At 56.2% G+C, this 6,370-nt stretch carries 4 protein-coding genes and 1 pseudogene; all 5 read left to right on the plus strand.

Annotated elements, in window-relative coordinates:
- Nucleotides 1-47 precede the first annotated feature (47 nt).
- The 5 genes and pseudogenes from DMG62_21230 (at nt 48) to DMG62_21250 (ending at nt 6,188) form a co-directional block, all read left to right on the plus strand.
- A complete protein-coding gene (locus tag DMG62_21230; protein PYY20945.1) occupies nt 48-1,286 on the plus strand; it encodes a hypothetical protein in 1,239 nt (412 codons plus the stop codon).
- 487 nt (nt 1,287-1,773) lie between these two features.
- Nucleotides 1,774-4,200, plus strand: coding sequence for an ABC transporter substrate-binding protein (locus DMG62_21235; protein ID PYY20946.1), 2,427 nt, complete (start codon nt 1,774-1,776; stop codon nt 4,198-4,200).
- Nucleotides 4,201-4,270: 70 nt separating this feature from the next.
- Nucleotides 4,271-4,384 (plus strand): annotated as a pseudogene (locus tag DMG62_21240) (bleomycin resistance family protein).
- A gap of 81 nt (nt 4,385-4,465) precedes the next feature.
- Nucleotides 4,466-5,170: a hypothetical protein gene (locus DMG62_21245; GenBank protein ID PYY20947.1), complete on the plus strand. Its 705-nt coding sequence runs from the start codon at nt 4,466-4,468 to the stop codon at nt 5,168-5,170.
- Between the two features lie 646 nt (nt 5,171-5,816).
- The gene (locus tag DMG62_21250; protein ID PYY20948.1) at nt 5,817-6,188 is read left to right on the plus strand and encodes a hypothetical protein; all 372 of its coding nucleotides are present in this window, start codon (nt 5,817-5,819) and stop codon (nt 6,186-6,188) included.
- The last annotated feature ends 182 nt before the right edge of the window (nt 6,189-6,370 follow it).

Raw genomic sequence — 6,370 nt, forward strand, 5'->3', positions numbered from 1 at the left:
ATTTACAGTGATGTAAATCGATATTTACATCTTGAAGGAGCCCGATTATGGCGACGGCGCCAGCGCAGATAGCGTCACCTGCACCGCAGAAGCTTCCCCACCCGCTGAAGAACCGCAACTTTGTTTTGTGGTGGACGGGGGCCACACTCTCCCTGCTCGGCGATCAGTTTTATATAGTCGCCCTGCCCTGGCTGGTTTTGGAGTTGACCGGTTCAGCGGTCGCCATGGGCATGGTGAGCATGTGCGCGGGAATTCCTCGCGCCGTGCTGATGCTGATGGGGGGAGCAGTGGCCGATCGCATCTCTCCGCGCAAGCTGATGATGATCACAGCCACGTGTCGCGCAATCCTGGTGGGAGCCATTGGATGCCTGCTGTGGGCCGGGCATCTCGCCATCTGGCACATGTACTTGCTCGCCACCGGTTTCGGAATTGCCGATGCCTTCGCGATGCCGTCCGCTCCGGCGATGATGCGTTCACTGGTTGAACCGCAGCAGTTGCCGGCGGCAAATTCAGTATGGCAAAGCACAGCCCTGCTGGCCGGCGTGGCCGCTCCGAGTCCTGCCGGCCTGATCATGAAATCGCTGGGAGCTGCCTGGGCGTTCTTGCTTGATTCCTTCAGCTTTCTATTTCTGATTGGAGCGCTGTGGAAGTTGCCCGACTTCATCGCCGCCAAACCGGGAGCGCCGAAGCCCAGCGTCCTCAACTCGATCAAAGAAGGCCTTAGCTATGTCGTCAACGACCGGCCATTGCGTGCGCTTCTGCTTGTCGCCGCGGTTCTGAATCTTTTCCTGGCTGGACCGCTGAGTATCGGCTTGGCCTATATGGCGAAAAGGCGGTTCTCTTCCCCGGTTTCGTTCGGTGTATGGATTTCGAGCGTTGCGGCAGGAACCCTCATGGGAATGTTGCTGGCGGGAGTGATTCGCATGAAGCGACGTGGTCTGGCGCTGGTCGGAGCCACCAGCATTCTGGGACTGCTTACAAGCATCGTTGGTTTCATTCCGGGATTGATACCCGTTGCGGCACTGCTTGCAATCATGGGATGCCTGAGTGGCTTCACCAACGTGCAGATTCAGGCCTGGTTCCAGCAGCGTGTCGATCGTGCCGTTTTAGGACGCGTAGCCAGCCTGATGATGCTCGCGGCCTTCGGACTCATGCCACTGTCGATGGCCGGAGCCGGCGCGGCGGTCTCCTGGAGCGTACAGGGCATGTTCATGATCGCCGGAGTGGCGGTTTCAGTGGTCTCAGTCTTTGGAGCTCTGCAGCGAGATGTTCGCGCAATCGAGTAAGTTAAAAAAGTAGAGACGTAAGTGGCCGTACTCGGTGTTTCGATTCGGGCCGCCACGCGATTACTCCTGGATTGTCGGCAATCCGGAAGTTATGCGCGGCAGGGGATCACTCCGAATGCCTGACGATCCCGGAGTCGGCCCCGTTCAATGAGCACCAGCGCGTTTACCGGCACCAATCAGAGGCATTAGTTCCGGATTGCCCGTTATTCGCCCAGGAATTAGAAACTGAGAATTCACTCCAACTGCCAACCACCGCTTCGTTGGGCAGACGCGGATTCGGTCGATGCGCACTCCCACCCGTCGCGACCCGTCGTCCGAGAAGCTGTCCACGTTCGAACACAGTCTTCTACCGGCGGACAAACTGGTGCGGGTCACACGTTTCGATTCAGCGTGCATCAGCTTAACCATCTATGCTTTACAAACCTCCGTAGATGGTAGTTGAATTGCGCTTCGTTGTTGTTGTCTTGAATGGTAGGGACTCCAGGCTATGAGTGGGTTGGCTCAAGATTTTCGCTACGTGTTGCGGCAGTTGCGCAAGTCCCCGGGCTTCACCATTACCGCCGTTTGCACGCTGGCGATGGCTATCGGCGCGAACGCCGTGGTATTCAGCGTTATGAATGGGCTGATTCTGCGGCCACTGAATGTGCCCGATGCGCAAACCCTCTACGGAGTCCAGCGCACAACCAGCAAGGACACAAGCCACTCCTATCCTGATTATCAGGATTTGCGCGACCGCAACCGCAGCTTTGATGGTCTGGTTGCTTACGGCATCTCTCAAGTCGCGCTCGATACCGGCGAAGGGCCATCCACGACCTGGGGTGTGGAGGCGAGCGGGAACTACTTTGACGCATTGCGGATTCATCCTTATCTCGGCCGTTTTTTTCACGCCTCTGATGAGCACGGTCTCAACAGCACTCCGTACATCGTGCTCAGCTATGCGTATTGGCACACCCATTTCCAAGATGATCGCGGCGTATTGGGCCGAGTGGTTCAGATCAACAAACATCCTTTCACGATCATCGGCGTAGCCCCTCCTCAATTTCGCGGGACTTTGGTCTTTTTCTCTCCCAATTTCTTTGTGCCGATTGTGAATTGCGAGCAGGTGGACGGCAACGATCAGTTGAATGATCGCGGGAATCGCTCGCTCCTCATGGTGATGGGGCACGTGAAGAGGGGAGTGACGCCGGCAGAGGCAATCGCCGACTTGAACTCAGTTGGCTCTTATCTTGAAAAGGCTTATCCCAAAGTCGATGGCCGCATGAGCTTCTCGTTGGCGCGTCCCAATCTCTTGGGTGATCACTTTACCGGGCCATTTCAGGCATTCTTTGCGGGATTGATGCTGCTGACTGGGCTGGTTTTGCTGGCAGCATGCGCCAACCTCGGCAGCCTCTTTGCCGCGCGGGCCGCCGACCGCTCCCGTGAAATTGCTCTGCGACTCGCGCTCGGATCCAGCCGCAACCGGATTCTGCGCGGCCTATTTTCCGAAGCAGTGCTCATCTCCCTCGCCGGAGGCGCGGTGGGTGTGATAGCCAGTGCAGCGTTACTGCGCCGATTGAGTGAATGGCAGCCATTTGGGAATTTCCCTATGCATGCGCCAGTAAACCCTGACACGACTGTGTATGGAATTGCGTTCCTTCTGAGCGTGATCAGCGGATTCCTGTTTGCCGCAGTCCCTGTAGCCCACGTACTCCGTACAAGTCCATATGAGATCGTCAAGTCGGGGTCGTCTGCGAGGGTCGGGCGGCATATTACTGGGCGAGACATCTTGCTCGCAGTGCAAATTGCGTTGTGCGCAGTGCTGGTCACCTCGTCGATGGTTGCAGTGCGCGGGCTCTCCCGTACATTGCACGCCCATTTCGGTTTTGAGCCAAAGAACGCTGTGCTGATAAGTGCTGATCTGCACATGGCGGGTTACACCGGCGATCGAGTCCCGCCGATGCAGAAGCGCATGATCGACTCCATCACGGCGATTCCGGGCGTAGAGTCTGTCGGACTTACCGACGCGCTGCTTCTGAATGACCAGAACAGTTCGGATGTCTTTACCGATACTGCGACGGATCTGCGAGCAGCGAATGCCGCAGCGAATACGTACGTGTACCACGTCTCGTCTGGCTATCTTCGTGCCGAGGGCACTACCTTGCTCGCCGGCCGGGAATTCACCTTGCATGACGATAAGAATGCGCCGCGGGTTGCGGTGGTGAATCGGGAGTTTGCGCGCAAACTTTTCGGCCCAACAGAAAAGGCAATCGGCAGTTACTTCAAGATGCCGAATGGAACTCGCGTAGAGGTGGCCGGCCTCGTCGAAGACGGAAAGTATTCCACTCTCACCGAAGACCCGCACGCGGCGCTGTTCCTCCCAATCCTGCAATGGCCCTCCGGCTCGGCGTGGGTGGTCGTGCGCTCCAGCCGCGATCCCCAGCAACTGGGTTCAGATATAAGGAGCGTACTGCGCAAATCGGATGCAGGACTGCCGGTTCAAATCGAACGCCGTTACGACGAGATGGCGGCAGTTATGTTTCCTGCGCAAATGGCGGCTCTGGTCTTGGGCGTGATGGGCGTGATGGGCGCAATGTTGGCGATCACAGGAATCTTCGGAATGGCAGCATATTCGGTCAGCAAGCGGCTGCGAGAGTTGGGGATTCGCGTGGCCCTTGGCGCACAGCGCAAGGAAGTGTTAAAGGCAGCCTTGGGACGCGCTTTTAGGTTGTTGGCTTTTGGTTCGGCTGCGGGACTGCTCTTGGGAATCCTGGCGAGCCGCGTGCTTGCTTTGATCGTGTATGAAGCAACTCCCAACGATCCCCTGGTATTGATAGGCGTTGTTGCAATCATGGTGCTGCTGGGCTTATCGGCAACATGGATACCGGCGCGACGCGCGCTGTCGATTGATCCTGTGATATTGCTTCGCGCGGAGTGAGCTTCCCAGGAAGCTAAATAGATTTGGACAAAGATGAAGCCGCAGTTCTCAAGCCAACTCTCTGTCGGTGTCCGCTGGCGTCGCGTTTCACCAGATGCTGAAAAAGCAGCCTTGGGGCGCTAAGAATTTCGTCGTCAAGGATCCGGATGGGAATCTGCTGCTGTTCGCTGGGCCCGCAAACTAATAGCTACCAAACCGAAATGTTGCTCATCGAGCATGTATCGTCGCCGATGGGGAAGATAACGCTTGTTATCGTAAGGTGAACATGGCTACAGGTTCAGTAACTCCTCAGACGGGGAACGTTGGGGAACAGCAGAACCTCGCAGAGCGGCTGCGCAGTTTTGGGCCAATGGGCCTGCTGGGCGTTGCGATCATTCTGGCCGGAGCCCTGGTGAACGGGCTGGTTGCCGCGACGCTGGTCGTGTTGTGGGTCGTGCTCTCGAAGACGCCGTGGCGCGAGATCGGCTATGTTCGACCTAGAAACTATGCCGCGACGATCTGCGGTGGTGTCGCATTCGGCGTCGCCTTGAAGCTTTTGTTGAAGGCAGTAGTCATGCCGCTGCTGGGTGCCGATCCTGTTAATCGCGCGTATCACTTCCTGACGCACAATTCTGCGGCGCTTCCCGGATTTCTGCTGTTGGTTGTGGTGAGCGCAGGATGGGGCGAAGAAACCTTCTGGCGTGGCTACCTATTCGAACGCGTGGAGCATATGTTCGGATCGAGTGCAGTGACGAAGATAACAGTTGTGCTGCTGACGGCGGTGCTGTTCGGGATGGCTCACTACCAGGGACAGGGGCGCGATGGAGTGGTGCAAGCGATCATCACCGGTTTGACCTTCGGTTCGATCTTCGCGTACACCGGCCAGCTTGTGTTTGTGATGATCGCGCATGCCGCATTCGATGTGGCGGCGGTCCTGATTATCTACTTTGATGTGGAGACGCGAATTGCGCGCATGGTGTTCAGATCTTGAATTACCCCGACTCTAGCAGACGATGTTGTGGCACGCCGTCCGAGATCAAGCACATATCATTCCTACCGCACTGTAGTAGCGAGTGGCCGAGGATCAATTCAGGATAAATCGCGTTAACACTCACAACGCCAGAGCACGTCATCTTCGTGGATCGTCGGCTACTCGGAAGTTAAGATCATTCCTTTTATGTTTAACCGCGTCCTACAGGTCTGCGGAGATCCTCAGTATTTCGGAAGCAAAGCATAGCAATCGAAAAACAAGTCTGAACGAGAAAAGTCTGGTGACTTGGCCAATATGTCAGACATCGTGCCAGCGCCATAAAACTCTGCGACGAAGGTTCGGTTCCCACCATGATTCAAAATGGATATATCGCGACTTGGACAACAATTCAGACGACGTGCCAGTGCGCTTCTATTGTCCAAAATCTGCATGTTCAACTGCATTTAGTCGTCTAAGCCTGGGGGATCTCGCCAGAGCGAAGTTCACTTGAAACTTGATTTCCCAAAGGTGCGCTTACACCGGAATGACATCTGGCGTCATTTCTCTGTCACAAGTGGCTTGAAATTTTGCGCGAGTTCGTAACCCATCCTAAAGTCCTCCGCGAAGACAACGAACGAAATTCAATCCGTTCATCGCAGAGGAGAATATGCCTCATCACGGTGCTAACAGATTTACCTTTCGCCTGGCGAGTGCATTTCTGTTTTTCAACCTCCTGGCTCAGCTCTCCCCAGTACTTCTGTATTCCCAAAACCTGGGAGGCACTCCGCAGATAAATAGAGCCGTTCAAGGCCAGACCGCAGCTCAGCCGGAAGGCGCATTCCTGAACCTGGTCAATTGGATCGGAAACGTGATCGCTCCCGTGGGAGCCGCGCTGTGTGTCGTGATGGCGATTATTCATTACACCAGCGGTCGCGGCGTAGCACGCTGGGCAATTGCGGCCGCTGGCCTGTTGATGGTTTCAGGTCTTACGCGACTGCTCGAATTCTGGATTCAGCAGGGCCAGACGGGAGTGCAGTAGTGAAGCGCAAGGACCGAATGACGCCATGAGCATACCGCGGTTACTCACGGATCTGATGCAACTGCTGTTCGATATGGCAGTTCCCGGCGCGATGTGCACGATTGTGCTCGCCGGGCTCGCTCTACGGCAGGAGAGTGGAGTCAATTTTGAGGTCGGCGGGCGTTTTCAGAGGTGGATGTTGT

This window comes from Acidobacteriota bacterium, assembly GCA_003225175.1.
Taxonomy (GTDB): Bacteria; Acidobacteriota; Terriglobia; order Terriglobales; family Acidobacteriaceae; genus Gp1-AA112.

What these genes read in the sequence shown, in the direction of transcription:
- DMG62_21230 (PYY20945.1), top strand. Translation starts at nt 48, where the DNA reads ATGGCGACGGCGCCAGCGCAGATAGCGTCACCTGCACCGCAGAAGCTT.
- DMG62_21235 (PYY20946.1), top strand. Translation starts at nt 1,774, where the DNA reads ATGAGTGGGTTGGCTCAAGATTTTCGCTACGTGTTGCGGCAGTTGCGC.
- DMG62_21245 (PYY20947.1), top strand. Translation starts at nt 4,466, where the DNA reads ATGGCTACAGGTTCAGTAACTCCTCAGACGGGGAACGTTGGGGAACAG.
- DMG62_21250 (PYY20948.1), top strand. Translation starts at nt 5,817, where the DNA reads ATGCCTCATCACGGTGCTAACAGATTTACCTTTCGCCTGGCGAGTGCA.